13 protein-coding genes and 2 pseudogenes are annotated in these 15,166 nt (G+C 67.2%); 8 read left to right on the plus strand and 7 right to left on the minus strand.

The annotated features are described in order from the left end of the window. Positions 1-54 precede the first annotated feature (54 nt). The 4 genes and pseudogenes from J7024_RS17610 to J7024_RS37540 form a co-directional block, all read left to right on the plus strand. A complete protein-coding gene (locus J7024_RS17610; RefSeq protein ID WP_124828930.1) occupies positions 55-1,191 on the plus strand; it encodes a fatty acid desaturase family protein in 1,137 nt (378 codons plus the stop codon). Between the two features lie 36 nt (positions 1,192-1,227). After that, the gene (locus J7024_RS17615; RefSeq protein WP_124828928.1) at positions 1,228-1,536 is read left to right on the plus strand and encodes a non-heme iron oxygenase ferredoxin subunit; all 309 of its coding nucleotides are present in this window, start codon (positions 1,228-1,230) and stop codon (positions 1,534-1,536) included. A 4-nt stretch (positions 1,537-1,540) separates the two neighbouring features. Continuing rightward, positions 1,541-2,095: pseudogene (locus J7024_RS37535) on the plus strand (FAD-dependent oxidoreductase); the annotation flags it as partial. A 68-nt stretch (positions 2,096-2,163) separates the two neighbouring features. Then, positions 2,164-2,793 (plus strand): annotated as a pseudogene (locus J7024_RS37540) (oxidoreductase C-terminal domain-containing protein); the annotation flags it as partial. Positions 2,794-2,884: 91 nt separating this feature from the next. On the opposite strand, the gene J7024_RS17625 reads toward J7024_RS37540, so the two are convergent. The 3 genes from J7024_RS17625 to glpD form a co-directional block, all read right to left on the minus strand. Then, complete coding sequence (locus tag J7024_RS17625; RefSeq protein ID WP_096507128.1) at positions 2,885-3,601, minus strand: MIP/aquaporin family protein; 717 nt, start codon at positions 3,599-3,601, stop codon at positions 2,885-2,887. Positions 3,602-3,682: 81 nt separating this feature from the next. Next, positions 3,683-5,185 carry a glycerol kinase GlpK gene (gene glpK, locus J7024_RS17630; protein ID WP_124828924.1) on the minus strand — a complete coding sequence of 501 codons (1,503 nt, stop codon included), beginning with the start codon at positions 5,183-5,185 and terminating at the stop codon, positions 3,683-3,685. A 104-nt stretch (positions 5,186-5,289) separates the two neighbouring features. Further along, complete coding sequence (glpD, locus tag J7024_RS17635; RefSeq protein WP_124828923.1) at positions 5,290-6,813, minus strand: glycerol-3-phosphate dehydrogenase; 1,524 nt, start codon at positions 6,811-6,813, stop codon at positions 5,290-5,292. A 163-nt stretch (positions 6,814-6,976) separates the two neighbouring features. On the opposite strand from glpD, the gene J7024_RS17640 reads away from it, so the two are divergent. After that, positions 6,977-7,345, plus strand: coding sequence for a hypothetical protein (locus tag J7024_RS17640; protein WP_175751300.1), 369 nt, complete (start codon positions 6,977-6,979; stop codon positions 7,343-7,345). A gap of 89 nt (positions 7,346-7,434) precedes the next feature. Here J7024_RS17640 and J7024_RS17645 read toward each other — a convergent pair whose 3' ends face one another. Both J7024_RS17645 and J7024_RS17650 read right to left on the minus strand, forming a co-directional pair. Then, positions 7,435-7,632: a hypothetical protein gene (locus J7024_RS17645; protein WP_044846784.1), complete on the minus strand. Its 198-nt coding sequence runs from the start codon at positions 7,630-7,632 to the stop codon at positions 7,435-7,437. Positions 7,633-7,933: 301 nt separating this feature from the next. Further along, positions 7,934-8,713 carry a DeoR/GlpR family DNA-binding transcription regulator gene (locus J7024_RS17650; RefSeq protein WP_124828921.1) on the minus strand — a complete coding sequence of 260 codons (780 nt, stop codon included), beginning with the start codon at positions 8,711-8,713 and terminating at the stop codon, positions 7,934-7,936. Positions 8,714-8,926: 213 nt separating this feature from the next. Here J7024_RS17650 and J7024_RS17655 point away from each other — a divergent pair, with 213 nt between their 5' ends. The 3 genes from J7024_RS17655 to J7024_RS17665 all read left to right on the plus strand — a co-directional run bounded on the left by J7024_RS17655 (position 8,927) and on the right by J7024_RS17665 (position 12,286). Beyond that, positions 8,927-10,567 (plus strand): gamma-glutamyltransferase family protein, encoded by a 1,641-nt coding sequence (locus J7024_RS17655; RefSeq protein WP_124828919.1) that lies wholly within the window; start codon positions 8,927-8,929, stop codon positions 10,565-10,567. A 314-nt stretch (positions 10,568-10,881) separates the two neighbouring features. Beyond that, positions 10,882-11,709, plus strand: a complete 828-nt coding sequence (locus J7024_RS17660; protein ID WP_124828917.1) for a ferritin-like domain-containing protein — start codon at positions 10,882-10,884, stop codon at positions 11,707-11,709. A gap of 70 nt (positions 11,710-11,779) precedes the next feature. Further along, the gene (locus J7024_RS17665; RefSeq protein ID WP_124828916.1) at positions 11,780-12,286 is read left to right on the plus strand and encodes a hypothetical protein; all 507 of its coding nucleotides are present in this window, start codon (positions 11,780-11,782) and stop codon (positions 12,284-12,286) included. On the opposite strand, the gene J7024_RS17670 is transcribed toward J7024_RS17665, so the two are convergent. Next, positions 12,280-13,734, minus strand: a complete 1,455-nt coding sequence (locus J7024_RS17670; RefSeq protein ID WP_234745326.1) for a DEAD/DEAH box helicase — start codon at positions 13,732-13,734, stop codon at positions 12,280-12,282. The genes J7024_RS17665 and J7024_RS17670 overlap by 7 nt on opposite strands. A gap of 129 nt (positions 13,735-13,863) precedes the next feature. Continuing rightward, complete coding sequence (locus tag J7024_RS17675; protein ID WP_124828912.1) at positions 13,864-15,162, minus strand: c-type cytochrome; 1,299 nt, start codon at positions 15,160-15,162, stop codon at positions 13,864-13,866. Positions 15,163-15,166: the final 4 nt, after the last annotated feature.

Genomic DNA, 15,166 nt, shown 5'->3' on the forward strand with positions numbered 1-15,166 from the left:
ATTTCGTCAACGTTTCGATTGAGCGGGGCAGGGCCGTCGCCTAATTTTGGCTCCATGCCGAAGCGCTCGCCGCGCTTCCCGCGAACGAGAAACCAGGAGACACGAGTGGCCCATACGGACGACCAGGCGCACGAGCGCACCGCGGCGGCGCACCGCCGGGAATACCGAATGATCGGCGGCGCCGGCGAGCGCGCACGGGCGGCGGGGCTCGCCAACGCCGACTGGTACCGGTGCCCGGTGCCGCGGCCGGTGATGAAGCAATTGATGCAGCGCGACGATGCGCGCGCAATCCGCGACACGCTGATCTGGTACGCGGCGATCGTCGCGAGCGGCGTGCTTGCGTGGCTCGCATGGCGCGCGCATTCGGCGTGGGCGATTCCCGCGTTCTTCGTGTACGGCACGCTGTACTGCAGCCCGGCCGACTCGCGCTGGCACGAATGCGGGCACGGCACGGCATTTCGCACGCGCTGGATGAACGACGTGCTGTACCAGGTCGCGTCGTTCCAGGTGTTCCGCCGCGCGACGGTCTGGCGCTGGAGCCACGCGCGGCATCACACCGACACGCTGGTGGTCGGGCGCGATCCGGAAATCGCCGCGCCGAAGCCGACCGACTGGCTCGGACTCGCGTTGAACGTGGTCGCGCTGAAGCACGTGGCGAGCGAGCTGCGCAAGATGATCGCGCTCGCGTTCGCCGGCCGGCTCGACGACGAGGCGCGCACGTACGTGCCGGACTCGGAATGGCCGAAGGTCGTGCGCGAGGCGCGCATCCATCTGGCCGTCTACACACTCGTGATCGGTGCGTCGCTGTACTGGCGCACGATCCTGCCGCTGCTATACATCGGACTGCCGAGTCTCTACGGCGCGTGGCTGTACCTGTACTTCGGCCTCACCCAGCACGCCGGCATGCCCGAGAACGTGCTCGACCATCGGCGCAACTGCCGGACCGTGATGATGAATCCGGTGTTCCGCTTCCTGTACTGGAACATGAACTACCACGTCGAACATCACATGTTCCCGATGGTGCCGTTTCATGCGCTGCCGGCGCTGCACGACGCGGTGAAGGCCGACATGCCGCCGCCGTACCGCAGCACCGTGGCCGCGTATGCGGAGATCGTGCCGGCGCTGATCCGGCAGACGCGCGATCCGTCCCATCACGTCGTGCGGCCGGTGCCGGGTGCGGCGCGCGCGTGACGGACATCGAACATTCCAGCCAGGGAGACACGCATCATGACGCAATGGATCGACACCGGCGCACTCGACGATATCGACGATGAAGACGTCGCGCGCTTCGACCACGACGGCCGCACGTACGCGATCTACCGGATCGACGGGAACGTGTACGCAAGCGATGGCCTGTGCACGCATGAGCGCGTGCATCTCGCGGACGGGCTCGTGCTCGACCACGTGATCGAATGCCCGAAGCACAACGGGCGCTTCGACGTGCGCGACGGCCGGGCGCTGTCGGCCCCCGCCTGCGAGAAGCTGCGCACCTATCGCGCGAAGGTCGAGGACGGCCGCATCCTGATCGAGGTGTGACGCGATGACGAACGACCGTGTAATGGCGATCGTCGGCGCGGGCCATGCGGGTGGCCGCGCGGCGCAGGTGCTGCGCGAAGGCGGCTGGCGCGGGCGCATCGTGCTGATCGGTGCCGAGCCGCACCTGCCGTACGAGCGGCCGCCGCTGTCGAAAGGCGTGCTGACCGGCGAACGCAGTGCGGCGCAATGCGGGCTGCGCGATCCGGACGCATGGCGTGCCGACGACATCGAGCCGATCGTCGCGACGGTCGAGCGGATCGATCCGGTGGCGCGGGAGTTGCACGTGTCGGGCGGCCGCCGATTCGATTACGACGCGCTGCTGCTCGCGACCGGCGGCCGCGCGCGCCGCCTCGCGATTCCGGGTGCGTAGAACTCGACGTCGCGTTGCCGCCGCATCGACGATCGCGGCGGCGGCGCTCGGCAACCGGCTCGTGCCCGATGCTTGGGTCGCGATGCTCATCGGCGCGCTCGTCGGCCTCGAAGGTCGCGGCGTCGACGCGCCGCGCCTTCACCGCGTGACGGTGCTCGATGCGGCGCCACGCGCTGCTCAGGCGCGCGCAGGTGCAGCGCCAGGTATTGCCATGCGCGCAATCTGTCGCTTCTGCTGGCACGACATGTCGGCGTCGCGACCGGCCGGTGGCGGGCGGGCGAACGGCCGACGGTGGGCTGGCGGTCGTGCTCGACGACGGCGACACGCTGATCGCCGATACGGTCGTGGCCGGCATCGGGATCGAGCCGGCCGACGAGTTGGCGCGCGACGCGGGTCTGGCGGTCGATCGCGGGATCGTCGTGAGCGCGCGGCTCGAGACGTCGGCACGCGGCATCTATGCGGCCGGCGACGTCGCGGTGTTCCCGAGCGGCGTGTCGGGGCGGCTCGTGCGTCAGGAGACGTGGCACGGTGCCGAAACGCAGGCGCGCGTCGCGGCGCGCAACATGCTCGGCGCCGACGAAGCGTATCGCGACACGCCATGGTTCTGGTCCGATCAATACGACGCGCAGCTGCAGGTGGCCGGCGAGCCGGCGCTCGGCGAGCGGACGGTCGCGCGCGTGCTCGGCGACGACGCCGAAATCCATTTCCATTTCGACGCGGGCGAGCGGCTCGTCGCGGCGAGCGGCTTCGGTCGCGCGTCGGCTTTCGTGAAGGAAATGCGCGTGGCGAGGATACTGGTCGAGCGCGCGATCGACGTGACGCCGGCGGCGGTTGCCGATCCGGGCGTGAAGCTGAAGTCTCTGGTGCCGGCCGCGCGCGATCGCTAGCGGCGCAGGTGCGAGGGGAGGGGAAGGAGGGTAGCGCGCGGCAACCTATGCCGCGCGCCGGATGTGGCGAATGTGGCGAATGGCAGTGCGGTCAGGCCATCGCGTGCAGATGCAGATACAGGCCGGCGGCCGCGGCGCCGCCGAGCAGCGGACCGATCACGGGCACCCACGCATAGCGCCAGTCGCTGTCGCGCTTGCCGGGGATCGGCAGCAGCGCATGCATGATGCGCGGCGACAGGTCGCGCGCCGGGCTCATCGCATAGCCGGTCGGGCCGCCGAGCGAGATGCCGATGCCGAGCACCAGGAGGCCGACGGGCAGCGCGTCGAGCGCGCCGAGGCCGACTTGCGGCGAGGCCAGATACAGCACGCCGAGGATCAGCACGAACGTACAGATCGCTTCGGTCAGCACGTTGTGCGTGACGCTGCGGATCGCGGGCGCCGTGCAGAACACCGCGAGCTTCAGGTCGGCGTCGACTTCCTTCGCGAAGTGCTGGCGATACGCGAGCCACACGAGCAGCGAGCCGGCCATCCCGCCGAGCATCTGCGCGAGGATGTAGCCGCCGACTTTCGACCACGCGAACTTGCCCGCGAGCGCAAGGCTGATCGTCACGATCGGGTTCAGGTGCGCGCCGCTGAACGACGCGGTCACGTAGACGGCGACGAACACGGCCATCGCCCAGCCCATCACGATCACGATCAGGTCCGCGCCTTTGCCCTTGGTCTTCGCAAGCAGCACGTTTGCGACCGCGCCGTTGCCGAGCAGCACGAGGATCGCGGTGCCGATGAATTCTGCAATATAAGGTGACATGATTTGTCTCTCGTAAGTCGCGGCGGACTCGCGCGCTGCGCGGTCCGCCGATGTTGTTGTATTTCTCTGGATTGTTTGCGATTACTGCGCGTCGTCGGCCCACGCCTTGGCGGCGCGCACCGCGCGTTGCCAGCCGGCCATGCAGCGTTCGACCTGCTCCTTCGGCATCGACGGCGAGAAGCGGCGATCGAGCTGCCACTGGCTGCGCACTTCGTCGAGGTTCTTCCAGTAGCCGATCGCGAGCCCCGCGAGGTAGGCCGCGCCGAGCGCGGTCGTCTCGGTGATCTGCGGACGCACCGCGTCGACGCCGAGCAGGTCGGCCTGGAACTGCATCAGCAGGTTGTTCGCGCTTGCGCCGCCGTCCACGCGCAGCTCGCCGATGCTGATGCCCGAGTCGGCCTCCATCGCGGCCAGCACATCGAGCGACTGGTAGGCGATTGCGTCGAGCGCCGCGCGTGCGAGGTGCGCGGACGTCGTGCCGCGCGTGACGCCGAACACCGAACCGCGTGCCCGTGCGTTCCAGTGCGGCGCGCCGAGGCCCGCGAACGCCGGCACGAGATAGACGCCGTCGGTGTGCGGCACGCTCGCGGCGAGCGCTTCGATTTCGGCGGCCGTCTTGATGATGCCGACGCCGTCGCGCAGCCACTGCACGACCGCGCCAGCGATGAAGATGCTGCCCTCGAGCGCGTACTGCACGTCGTCGCCGATCTGCCACGCGATCGTCGTCACGAGGTTGTTCTTCGACTCGATCGGCTTGTTGCCGGTGTTCATCATCAGGAAGCAGCCGGTGCCGTAGGTGTTCTTCACCATGCCCGAGGTCGTGCACATCTGGCCGAACAGCGCCGCGTGCTGGTCGCCGGCGATGCCCGCGAGCGGAATCTTCGATGCGAACACGGTGGTCTTCGTGTGGCCGTAGATTTCCGACGACGCCTTCACTTCCGGCAGCATGTTGCGCGGGATGTCGAGCAGTTCGAGCAGCTCGCTGTCCCACTCGCGCGTGTGGATGTTGAACAGCATCGTGCGCGATGCGTTCGTCACGTCGGTCACGTGCAGCTCGTGCTTCGTGAAGTTCCATACGAGCCAGCTGTCGACGGTGCCGAAGGCGAGCTTGCCCTGGCGCGCCTTCTCGCGCGCGCCCGGCACGTTGTCGAGGATCCATCGGATCTTGGTAGCGGAGAAGTACGAGTCGATCGGCAGGCCGGTCTTCGCGCGCACCTTCGCCTCGAGGCCCTGCTTCTTCAGAGAATCGCAGAAGTCGGCGGTGCGGCGGTCCTGCCAGACGATCGCGTTGTACACCGGCTGGCCCGTCTCGCGATCCCAGACGATGGTCGTCTCGCGCTGGTTGGTGATGCCGATCGCGGCGATCGACGTGCCGTTCAGGCCGGTGCGCGTGACCGCTTCGGCGGCGACGCCCGCCTGCGTCGACCAGATTTCCTGCGGGTCGTGCTCGACCCAGCCGGGTTGCGGGTAGATCTGTTCGAATTCCTTCTGGGCGATCGATACGATGTTGCCCTGGCGATCGAACAGCATTGCGCGGGAGCTCGTCGTGCCCTGGTCAAGCGCGAGGATGTACTGATCCTGCATGTCTCTCATCTCCATCCGTGGATTGGCGTAGTTGTGATGCGCGCCGCGTGTGGCGGCGCGTCGGTGAGTCAACGTCGGTAACGCAACTGCTACTGCAATCGGAATCAGGCGTGCGGTGCGTGCACGGCGGCGAACCACGCGTCGATCGCGGCCGTCACGGCGTCGAGCGTGCCCGGCGTGACGTGCAGGCCGAGCTTCGAGCGGCGCCACAGCACGTCCTGCGCGCAGGTCGCCCATTCGACGTCGCGCAGGTAGCGCAGTTCGGCGTCGTGAATGCCCGGTGCGATCTCGGCGCCCAGGTCGGCGAGCGACTTCGCGCCATCGATCACGCGCTCCGCACGCGTGCCGTACGCACGCGCATAACGGCGTGCAAGTGCGGCAGGCAGCCACGGATGGCGTTTCGCGAACGCGCCGGCGAATGCGTCGAACTTCGCGTTCGCGATGTCGCCGCCCGGCAGGGGGGCGCCGGCCGTCCACGTCTTCGCATCGCGGCCGAGCGCGCGGCACAGCATGTCGCCGGCTTCCTCGGCGAGCTTGCGGAACGTCGTGATCTTGCCGCCGAACACCGACAGCAGCGGCGCACCGGCGCCGTCGTCCATCTCGAGGCGGTAGTCGCGCGTGACGGCCGATGCGTTCGCCGCGTTCTCGTCCTCGAGCAGCGGACGCACGCCCGAATAGGTCCAGTGCACGTCGGCCGGTGAGATCTTGCGCTTGAAGTAGCGGTTGATCGACTCGCACAGATACTGCGTCTCGTCGCGGTCGATCGCGACCTTCGCGGGATCGCTCGTGTATTCGACGTCGGTCGTGCCGATCAGCGTGAAGTCGTGTTCGTACGGAATCGCGAAGATGATCCGCTTGTCCGGGTTCTGGAAGATGTAGGCGTGGTCATGATCGAACAGGCGCCGCGTGACGATGTGGCTGCCCTTCACGAGCCGCACGCTGTGATGCGCGCCGCGGCCCAGCGCGCCGTGCAGCACGTCGCCGACCCACGGGCCGGCCGCGTTCGCGACCGCGCGCGCGTGCACGACGCGGATCGAACCGTCCGCGTGCTGCAGCCGTGCTTCCCATTCGTCGCCGTGGCGTTCGGCGGATACGAGCTTCGTGCGCGTCAGGATCTCGGCGCCGCGCTCCTGCGCATCGAGCGCGTTCAGCACGACGAGGCGTGCGTCGTCGACCCAGCCGTCCGAATACACGAAGCCGCGCTTGATCGAGTCGATCAGCGGCGCGCCGGCCGCATGGCGCCGCATGTCGATGCCGCGCGAGCCCGGCAGCAGTTCGCGTTTGGCGAGGTGATCGTAGAGGAACAGGCCGATGCGGATCAGCCACGCCGGCCTCAGGTTCGGCATGTGCGGCATCACGAAGCGCAGCGGCCACATGATGTGCGGCGCCGCGCGCAGCAGCGTCTCGCGCTCCTGCAGCGCTTTGCGCACCAGTCCGAATTCGTTGTATTCGAGATAGCGCAGGCCGCCGTGAATCAGCTTCGTGCTGCACGACGACGTGTGCGACGCGAGGTCGTCCTGCTCGCAGAGCAGGACCGACAGGCCGCGGCCGGCCGCATCGCGCGCGATGCCCGCGCCGTTGATGCCGCCGCCGACGACGAGCAGATCGTAGCGATTCGGTTGAGTCACCCTGCTGTCCTTATCGTCTGATGGAAATTGGCGAACACGGAATGTTCGAATTCGAAATTTAACGAACGAAATCGAAAAAGTAAAGTTCGAAAAAGCAGGGCCAGTAGCGCGCGGCGCGATCCCGGACGATACTGGCGGAATCGACCGTTTCGCGAGGTGAATCATGCGTATTGGGATGTGGGCCGGCGCGTGCGCCGTCGTTCTGGCAGGATGCGCCGCCGGCACCCCGCCGCTGGCCGGCAACTGGCGTGCGCCGTCGTTCGTCGACCTGCAGACGTCGTGCGGCGGCGCCGCGCGCGACTGGGGCGCGGACGCGCAGCCTGTCTATTCGACGCTGTACGACGCGTACGTCGCGAAACGGTATCGCGGGCTGACGCAAGCGAACTATTGTGCGTTCGTAAACGAACTTTCGACGCACTATGCGGCGCCGGACGCGGCGGGGCGTGCCGGCTGGGTCGCGTATTTCAACGGCGCGCGTGCGCAGGCGGTGAGCTGGCGGGCCGCGGTCGATCCGACGCTGCGCGGCGGCTGACGCGGAGAAGCTGCGGGAGGCGGAACGAGCTGGGAAGGCGGCACGGCCGGGAATCCGGCCGGCGCGCTCAGGTCAGGAACAGCGGGACTTCACGAATAGCGGCATTTGATCGATCGCAACGCGGCGTCGCCGGTTTCGGTCACGCAGTATTTGCGTCCCGATCCCAGTCCTTCCAGTCGAACGAGCTGCTGTTCGAGCAGCGCGTCGAGTTCATCGCGATCCATGTCGCCGTGATCGGGGGCGTCTTTCACTAGCAGTAGCGTGGCGAATTCATGCGGACTCAGCATCGTTCTCTCCATGGCAACCGGTTTGCCCGCGCGGCCGGCACACGCGCCGGTGCGCGATACCCCGCAGGGTATGGCTTGGGGGGAAAGCTGTATTCGCCGGCCTTGGGATTCGCACACGCCTTGGCAGGGCGGATCGGGCGAACGGGCCGGGGAACTGGAGTCTAGTCGAGCGCGCGGGCAACGACAAATCGTGCCCCGTTAATTTTCAGTTTGACAGGCACGCAAGCTGCAAGCGGTCCGGCCGGCGCGCCAACTTCTTGATTTCACTTGAAGTTTCAGGTGCGGTGCAGCATTGCAACCGTCATTCCGCGACGTACACCTGGGTACCGGCGGCCGCGACTGCATCGGCCATCTCGGGGGGCAGCGGCTTGTCGGTGAAGAGCGCATGCACCTGGCTCAAGTGCCCCTGGCGCACCAGCGCGGGGCGGTCGACCTTCGAATGGTCGGCGACGAGATAGACGGTGCGCGCATGCTGCATGATCGCTTCGGCGACGCGCACCTCGCGCGTGTCGAAGTCGCGCAGCGTGCCGTCGGCCTCGATCGCCGACGTGCCGATGATCGCGTAGTCGACCTTGAACTGGCGGATGAAGTCGATCGCGAGTTCGCCGACGATGCCCTTGTCCCACGGCCGCACGATGCCGCCCGTGATCAGCACCTCGCAGTCCGGGTAGCCGCTCATCATCGATGCGACGTTCAGGTTGTTCGTGATCACGTGCAGCCCGTGATGCCGGTTCAGCGCGCGGGCGACTTCCTCGGTCGTCGTGCCGAGGTTGATGAACAACGATGCCTGGTCGGGGATGTGCGACGCCGCGAGCGCCGCGATGCGCCGCTTCTCGTCGTGGAACATCCGCTGGCGCGCGGTGTACGACACGTTCTCGGAACTGGTCGGCAGGCTTGCGCCGCCGTGGTAGCGGCGCAGCAGGTTCAGGTCGGCGAGCCAGTTCACGTCGCGGCGGATCGTCTGCGGCGTGACCGCGAAGTGCGCGGCGAGATCGTCGACGGTCACGAAGCCGTCGCGCTGCACCCATTCGAGCAATTCCTGCTGGCGCGCGTTCAGGGTGAGGCGAGGATCTCGGGTCATGGCTCGGCGGTCGGATCGTAAGGCGGAGCGGCTATTGTAAGGGCGGGAAGGGCGTTCGACCGGCCTGCCGCGCACGGTGGCCGGCGATTCATGCGGAAACTGCATGGATTCATGTGACAAATGAATTTGTGCGATTGCGCGGATCGCGCTGCAATGACGGACTGCCCGCACGCGCGGGCGCGCGTTCATTCAGCTTTCGACGAGGTAGAACCGATGACTGGCTTCAACTGGCACAACCCGTATCCGACGACCCGCATTCCGGTGTTCGCACGCAACGTAGTGTCGACGTCGCACCCGCTCGCGGCGCAGGCCGGGCTGCGGATGCTGTGGAAGGGCGGCAACGCCGTCGACGCGGCGCTGGCCGCCGCGGCTGCGATCACGGTGGTCGAACCCGTGTCGTGCGGGCTGGGCGGCGACGCGTTCGCGCTGGTGTGGGACGGCGAGCGGCTGTCGGGCCTGAATTCGTCGGGCGTCGCGCCTGCCGCGTGGAACCCAGACTATTTCCGCAAGCGCCACGGCGAGGACGCGAATGGCATCGCTAACAAGCCGACGCGCGGCTGGGATACCGTCACGGTGCCGGGCGTGATCGCGGGCTGGGAGGCGCTGCACGCGAAGTTCGGCTCGCTGCCGTTCGCGGACCTGCTCGAGCCGGCGATCGAGATCGCCGAGCGCGGCTATTCCGTGTCGCCGATCGTCGCGCACAAGTGGGCGGCCGCGGTGCCCGAGTTGCAGGGGCTGCCGGGCTTCGCCGAGACCTTCATGCCGCGCGGGCGCGCGCCGCTCGTCGGCGAGCGCATGTGCCTGCCGGGCCACGCGCAGACGCTGCGCACGCTCGCGAAGGAAGGTGCGCGCGCATTCTACGAGGGCGCACTCGCCGGGCAGATCGCGGCGTTCTCGCGCGAAGGCGGCGGTGCACTGACCGAAGCCGACCTGCGCGCGTACCGGCCGGAATGGGTCGAGCCGATCGGCAAGCGCTTCGGCCGCCATACGATTCACGAGATTCCGCCGAACGGGCAGGGCATCGCCGCGCTGATCGCGCTCGGCATCGCCGAGCATGCGGGCGTGACCGAATGGCCCGTCGATTCGGTCGACTCGCAGCACCTGCAGATCGAGGCGATGAAGCTCGCGTTCGCGGACGTCTATCGCTACGTCGCCGATCCGCGCGCGATGGAAGTGACGCCCGAGCAAATGCTCGACGATGCGTATCTCGCGGAGCGCGCGAAGCTGATCGACCGCTCGCGCGCGACGCACTTCGCGGCCGGCCGGCCGCATTCGGGCGGCACGATCTATTTGTCGGCCGCGGACGAGCGCGGGATGATGGTGAGCTTCATCCAGTCGAACTACATGGGCTTCGGCTCGGGTCTCGTCGTGCCGGGCACCGGCATTGCATTGCAGAACCGCGGGCACGGCTTCTCGATGGACCCGGCGTCGCCGAACGTCGTCGCGGGCGGCAAGCGGCCGTTCCACACGATCATTCCGGCGTTCGTCACCGAGGAAGCGAACGGCCGCACCGAGGCCGTGATGAGCTTCGGGGTGATGGGCGGCGACATGCAGCCGCAGGGCCATCTGCAGACCATCGTGCGGATGCTCGGCTACGGGCAGCAGCCGCAGGCCGCATGCTGCGCGCCGCGCTGGAAGGTCAATCGCGACTTCACGCTCGACGTCGAGGCGACGATGAATCGCGATACGGTCGATGCGCTCGCCGCGCGCGGCCATACGATCAAGTCGATCGACGATCCCTACATGGATTTCGGTTCGGGGCAGTTCGTGTGGCGCCTCGATCCGGACGATCCCGAGCGCGGCTACGTGGCCGCGAGCGACAGCCGCCGTGACGGGCTGGCGGCCGGTTTCTGACGGAACGCTTCCAGTGTGGTGCCCCGACGGGCGGCCGAACGGCCGCCCGTTTTGCTTGCTGCAGCGCATGCCGTCGCATGCGCGCAATCCGTTTGAGGAACTCATCTAACGAACGGCAATATGCGCGGCGGAACTGCGCCCGTCAGGTATGGTCAGTGCTCTGAAGCACGAAGATCGAAGTCCGGCTAAGATGCCAGAATGGTTCGGCCGGACCAATCCACTATAAATGCAAGCAAAACGTCGCCTGCGGGCGCTCCGGGCCGGTGCCGAAGGCACGGGCCGGACGGTCGCGCGACGACTGGGAGCGCATCACCATGCACACTGAAACGACGCATGTCATGCCGTGGCGTATCGAGGACATCGATCTGAACCGGATCGATCGTCCGCGCGCCGCTGCGAACGAGGATTTGCTGCTGCTGCTGTGCGCGGCATCGTTCATCGAGAGCGGCTCCGATCTGTACACGAGCAACCTGAGCGAGTTTTTCAACGACGACCCCGAAGTATCCGAGTGGCTCAACAATGCATGGGAGCACGAAGAATTGCAGCATGGCCGCGCGTTGAAGGCGTATATCGCGCACGTGTGGCCGGAGTTCGACTGGGATACGGCGTTCGCGAATTTCTTCGACGAGTATTCGAAGACCTGCTCGATCGAGGCGTTCGAGAAGACGCGCGCGCTCGAGATGGTCGCGCGCTGCGTCGTCGAAACGGGCACGGCCACGCTGTATCGCGCGATCAACGAGTGCTCTGACGAGCCCGTGCTGAAGGAAATCACCGACAACATCCGCACGGACGAAGTGCGCCACTACAAGCACTTCTTCAAATACTTCAAGAAGTACAACCAGCTCGAAGGCAACGGCCGGCTCGCCGTGCTCGGTGCGCTGATGCGTCGCGTGATGGAAATCAAGAACGAGGATTCGGAGATCGCGCTGCGCCACGTGTTCGCGATCCGCTATCCGGAGCGCGTCGGCGACAGCGAATACAATCGTGCGCGCGTGGCGCGCATCAACTCGCTGGTGCGACGCAACCTGTCGGCCGACATGTGCGTGAAGATGCTGCTCAAGCCGCTCGACCTGCCCGCGAAGATCCAGCCGGGCGTCCACTATCCGCTCACGAAGCTCACGCAGCACGTGTTCTTCCGCTGATCGTCTCTGCGTGAACCGGCCGGCGCGTATGCTGCGGTATCGTCATCCGCTTTCCACCGGGGCCGCCACCATGACCGATTCCCATCGCCACGCGCTCGAACAATGGACGTTCGACGCGTGGCCGCCGGCCGTCGTCGCACTGTTCGACGGCACCGCGCTCGAACGCCACGCCGACTTCGCCGCATCGTTGATCGTCGCGACCGACGACGGCCAGTTGCGCACGACGCTGCTCAGCGTCGGCGAGATCTACGCACGCGATGCGGGCACGTTGCTGCTCGCGCTATGGCCGCAGTCGCGTGCGGCGCGCGCGCTTGCGCAACGGCGTGCAGCCGCGTTGACGCTCGTCGCGGACGGGGCGTTCTGGCAGGCTCAACTGAGGATCGAACCGCTCGAAGGGGACTTCGGCGGATTGGCCGGATTCGCTGCGACGATCGCGCACGGCGATGCGCAGCGGGTCGGCTATGCGCGTCTCGCGACGGGCGTCACGTTTGCGCTGGAAGGGGCGTGCGCCGAGGTGCTCGCACGCTGGCAGCGCCAGGTCGAGCATCTGCGGCGCGCGGCCGCGCGGCTTCAGTGACCGCGCTGGCCGCTGCGCGACGAACGGTTACGGTTCGCGTGCGCGGCATTGCCGGTCGCGGGACGTGCGCCGTTGCCGGCGGACGGTCGACCGCTGCCGCCGCCATTGCCGCTGTTGCTGTTCGCGCCGCCTGCCGTGCGCGGCTTCGCCGCCTTCGCGGCCTTCGGCTGCGCGTTGCCGTCGCGCTTCGCGGCCGGCTGGCCTGAGCCGCCTGCACGCGGCTGGCGATTGCCGCCACCGCCGCCGCCGTGTCCGCCACGCGGCTGCTGGCCGCGGCGCTGCTGGATCGGCTCCGGCTTCGCGGTCGGATCGGGTTCGAAGCCCGCGATCACTTCCTGCGGAATCTCGCGCTTGATGAGCCGCTCGATGTCGCGCAGCAGTTGCTTCTCGTCGACGCACACGAGCGACACGGCTTCGCCGGTCGCGCCCGCGCGGCCCGTACGGCCGATCCGGTGCACGTAATCTTCCGGCACGTTCGGCAGGTCGAAGTTGACGACGTGCGGCAACTGGTCGATGTCGATCCCGCGTGCGGCGATGTCGGTCGCGACCAGCACCTGCAGCGTGCTGTTCTTGAATTCGGCGAGTGCGCGCGTGCGGGCCGACTGGCTCTTGTTGCCGTGGATCGCCATCGCGCTGATGCCGTCCTTCGTCAGCTGTTCGGCGAGCCGGTTCGCGCCGTGCTTCGTCCGGGTGAACACGAGCACCTGGAACCAGTTGTGTTCGCGGATCAGGTGCGTGAGCAGCTCGCGCTTGCGATCGCGGTCGACCGGGTGAATCTTCTGCGCGACGCTTTCCGCGGGGGTGTTGCGGCGTGCGACTTCGATCAGCGCGGGCGAGTCGAGCAGGCTGTCGGCGAGCGACTTGATCTCGTCGGAGAAGGTGGCCGAGAACAGCAGGTTCTGGCGCTGCGGCGGCAGCTTCGCGAGCACGCGCTTGATGTCGTGGATGAAGCCCATGTCGAGCATCCGGTCGGCTTCGTCGAGCACGAGGATGTCGAGATCCGACAGGTCGATCGTCTTTTGCTGCATGTGATCGAGCAGGCGGCCCGGCGTCGCGACGACGATGTCGACGCCGCGCTTGAGCGCATCGATCTGCGGATTGATGCTGACGCCGCCGAACATCACGGTCGAGCGCAGCTTCACGTATTTGCTGTATGCACGCACGCTTTCCTCGACCTGTGCGGCGAGTTCGCGCGTCGGCGTGAGGATCAGCGCGCGCACCGCGCGCTTCGCGCCGCGGTGCTCGGCATAGAACGTGTGCAGGCGCTGGAGGATCGGCAGCGTGAAGCCGGCGGTCTTGCCGGTGCCGGTCTGTGCGCCGGCGAGCAGGTCGCCACCGCCGAGGACGGCCGGGATCGCCTGCTGCTGGATGGGGGTCGGCGACGTGTAGCCGAGCTCGTTGACCGCCTTGACCAGCGGTTCGGCCAGGCCGAGAGATTCGAAAGACATAGATACCACTCTTGAGTTTTATGATCGGCGACGCCTCGCGCGGCCCGCGCGGGGAACTGGCGTCGCAAAAAGCAAAGGGGCGCGGCTGCGGTTTCCCGCAGCCGCGCCCCCGTCTGTGTCGCGCGTTATTTAGTCAAGCGGCGCGGAACGCAGGTCGCTCACCTGTTGCGGCGAGATCGGCGTACCGTTGTTGCCCCACGACATCCGGATATACGTGACGACTGCCGCGACTTCCTGGTTCGACAGCGACTGTGCGAACGGCGGCATCCCGTACGGACGAGGATTCTTGAACGTGCTCGGCGGATAACCACCATTCAGCACCATGCGGATCGGGTTGACTGCCGATTCCATCACGATCGAGTGGTTGCCTGCCAGCGGCGGATAGGCCGGCGGCTTGCCCGAGCCGGTTTCGGCGTGGCAGGTCGCGCAGTTGTCCGCGTAGATCTTCTTGCCCTGGTCGAACAGTGCATTGCCGAACTGCTTCGACGGCTCGTACTGCATGTTCTTCGGCGCTTCAGCCTTCTGCGGGATCGACTTCAGGTACGTCGACATGGCGCGCGTATCTTCGTCGTTCATGTACTGAAGGCTGTTGTGCACGACGTCGGCCATCGGGCCGAACACCGCGCCCTTGTTCGACACGCCGGCCTGCAGCAGGTCGGACAGCTCCTGCACGTGCCAGTCGCCGAGGCCGAGTTCCTTGTCGTTCGTCAGCGACGGCGCATACCAGTTCTGCAGCGGGATCAGGCCGCCCGCGAAGGCTGCCGAGCTCACCGGGCCGCCCATCATGTTGATCGACGTGTGGCACATCGAGCAGTGGCCCAGGCCTTCGACGAGGTACGCACCGCGGTTCCATTCGACCGACTTCGTCGGATCCGGCTTGTACTCGCCTTCCTTGAAGAACAGCGTGCGCCAGCCGATCAGCAGGTTACGGTTGTTGAACGGGAACTTCAGTTCGTGCGGACGGCTCGGCACCGACACCGGTGCGACCGAACGCAGGTACGCGTAGATCGCGTCCGAGTCGGCGCGCGTGACCTTCGTGTAGCTCGCGAACGGGAAGCCCGGGTAGAGCAGGCTGCCGTCCTTCGAACGGCCGGAGTGCATCGCGCGGTAGAAGTCGTCCGACGTCCACTTGCCGATACCGTCCTTGTCGTCCGGCGTGATGTTCGGGGTGTACATCGTGCCGAACGGCGTCGCCATCGGCAGGCCGCCCGCGAACGACTTGCCGCCGCGCACGGTGTGGCACGCGATACAGTCGCCGACGCGCGCGAGGTATTCGCCCTTCTTGATCAGCGCGGCCTGGTCGGCCGGCGTGGCCGCGACGGCAGCAGCGCCGTGCAGCGTGTCGTTGCCCGGCCACAGGACCGGGACGAGAGCGGCGGCGGCGACAATTGCGGCAGCCGAGAGTGCAAACAGGGACTTGCGTTTCATTGTG

It is taken from the genome of Burkholderia sp. WTPI3, assembly GCF_021483755.1.
In the GTDB taxonomy this organism is placed as follows: domain Bacteria; phylum Pseudomonadota; class Gammaproteobacteria; order Burkholderiales; family Burkholderiaceae; genus Burkholderia.

What these genes read in the sequence shown, in the direction of transcription:
- J7024_RS17610 (WP_124828930.1), top strand. Translation starts at nt 55, where the DNA reads ATGCCGAAGCGCTCGCCGCGCTTCCCGCGAACGAGAAACCAGGAGACA.
- J7024_RS17615 (WP_124828928.1), top strand. Translation starts at nt 1,228, where the DNA reads ATGACGCAATGGATCGACACCGGCGCACTCGACGATATCGACGATGAA.
- J7024_RS17625 (WP_096507128.1), bottom strand. Translation starts at nt 3,601, where the DNA reads ATGTCACCTTATATTGCAGAATTCATCGGCACCGCGATCCTCGTGCTG.
- glpK (WP_124828924.1), bottom strand. Translation starts at nt 5,185, where the DNA reads ATGCAGGATCAGTACATCCTCGCGCTTGACCAGGGCACGACGAGCTCC.
- J7024_RS17640 (WP_175751300.1), top strand. Translation starts at nt 6,977, where the DNA reads ATGCGTATTGGGATGTGGGCCGGCGCGTGCGCCGTCGTTCTGGCAGGA.
- J7024_RS17645 (WP_044846784.1), bottom strand. Translation starts at nt 7,632, where the DNA reads ATGCTGAGTCCGCATGAATTCGCCACGCTACTGCTAGTGAAAGACGCC.
- J7024_RS17650 (WP_124828921.1), bottom strand. Translation starts at nt 8,713, where the DNA reads ATGACCCGAGATCCTCGCCTCACCCTGAACGCGCGCCAGCAGGAATTG.
- J7024_RS17655 (WP_124828919.1), top strand. Translation starts at nt 8,927, where the DNA reads ATGACTGGCTTCAACTGGCACAACCCGTATCCGACGACCCGCATTCCG.
- J7024_RS17660 (WP_124828917.1), top strand. Translation starts at nt 10,882, where the DNA reads ATGCACACTGAAACGACGCATGTCATGCCGTGGCGTATCGAGGACATC.
- J7024_RS17665 (WP_124828916.1), top strand. Translation starts at nt 11,780, where the DNA reads ATGACCGATTCCCATCGCCACGCGCTCGAACAATGGACGTTCGACGCG.
- J7024_RS17670 (WP_234745326.1), bottom strand. Translation starts at nt 13,734, where the DNA reads ATGTCTTTCGAATCTCTCGGCCTGGCCGAACCGCTGGTCAAGGCGGTC.
- J7024_RS17675 (WP_124828912.1), bottom strand. Translation starts at nt 15,162, where the DNA reads ATGAAACGCAAGTCCCTGTTTGCACTCTCGGCTGCCGCAATTGTCGCC.